At 69.1% G+C, this 1,273-nt stretch carries 1 protein-coding gene and 1 tRNA gene; both read left to right on the top strand.

The window, feature by feature from the left end:
• Window positions 1-82 precede the first annotated feature (82 nt).
• Window positions 83-877, top strand: coding sequence for an HAD family hydrolase (locus IQ251_RS17305; protein WP_193929667.1), 795 nt, complete (start codon window positions 83-85; stop codon window positions 875-877).
• 216 nt (window positions 878-1,093) lie between these two features.
• Window positions 1,094-1,165, top strand: a tRNA-Gln gene (locus IQ251_RS17300).
• Window positions 1,166-1,273 lie beyond the last annotated feature (108 nt).

The following is a 1,273-nucleotide window of genomic DNA, read 5'->3' as shown; positions in this document are numbered from 1 at the left end:
GGGCAGGCTCAACCGAATCAGCGGCCCAGGATCACCGCGTTGGCCGAGTCGGGCACCCGCCGGGAGCACCTAGCCTCTCGGGGTGACATCCGCGCCTGACGGGTCCGCAACCCGCGACACCGGACAGATCAAGGCCGTCTGCCTCGACATCGACGACACGCTCCTGGACAGCGAACGCGCCTCGCGGTGCGGCCTGCGCGCGCTGGTCGGCAGTGACCGCGCCTGGCCCGTGTGGCAGCGCACCACCGACCAGTTCTACTCCCGGTTCTCCTCCGCCGAGATCGACTTCGACGTGCTGTGCGTCGAGCGCACGCAAGCGTTCTTCGCGGCTTTCGGTGAACGCATCGACGCGGTGGAGGCCGCACGCCGGGAATCCCACCGCATGGCGGCCATGCAGCACGCCTGGCGGCTGTTCGACGACGTCGTGCCGTGCTTGGCGTGGTTGCGCGCCGCGGGGCTGCCGCTCGCGGCCATCACCAACGCACCCGGCCGGTACCAGCGGGACAAGCTCGCCTCCGTCGGGTTGGCCGATGCGTTCGACATCGTGGTCATCTCCGAGGAAGTGGGGCACAGCAAGCCCGATCCGCACATCTTCGGCATCGCCGCGGAACAGCTCGGGCGGGAACCGGGTGAGCTGCTGCACGTCGGCGACCGGTTCGAAGCCGACGCGCTCGGTGCGGTCCGCGCGGGGCTGCGCGGGGTCTGGCTCAACCGCGCGGGACACGCGGTCCCGGAGCCTGTGCGGGGCGGTTCCGGGGTGCGCGAGGTCGCCGCGATCGGCGACCTGCACGAACTCGTCGACCTGGTCGTCCCGGCGCCGGTCCCGCACGGGGCGGTGGGACGCGAACCGCGGGACCTGGCCGGAGCCCCCGCCTGATCGAGCGCTCCAGCCTGATCGAGCGCCCCCGCCTGATCGAGCTCACTGCCGGGCCCGGCCTCCCACCTGCGGAGACGGCTGCCAGGAGGGGGGTGTTCCGGCGGCTTCGCGGGCATGGTCTAGTATTCTTGTCAGCGCAGCGGACAGCACACCGGATGCCGAAACCGCCGAGTTGATCGGTGGGACGGACGAAGGAAAGCTGCCCGTGATTGATAATGGGGTATGGTGTAATCGGCAGCACGACTGATTCTGGTTCAGTTAGTCTAGGTTCGAGTCCTGGTACCCCAGCGAACGGATCTCCCGGAGTCGAAACGTGGTTCGGATGCCGAGCGGTTTCGGTTCAACGGTGATCTGTGTTCCTGGTCCCGTCGTCTAGTGGCCTAGGACGCCGCCCTC

The sequence above is a fragment of the Saccharopolyspora montiporae genome, assembly GCF_015209505.1.
GTDB classification, from domain to species: Bacteria; Actinomycetota; Actinomycetes; order Mycobacteriales; family Pseudonocardiaceae; genus Saccharopolyspora; species Saccharopolyspora montiporae.
Note: the sequence above shows the minus strand (reverse complement) of the source record. Positions and strands in the feature narration are given on the sequence as shown.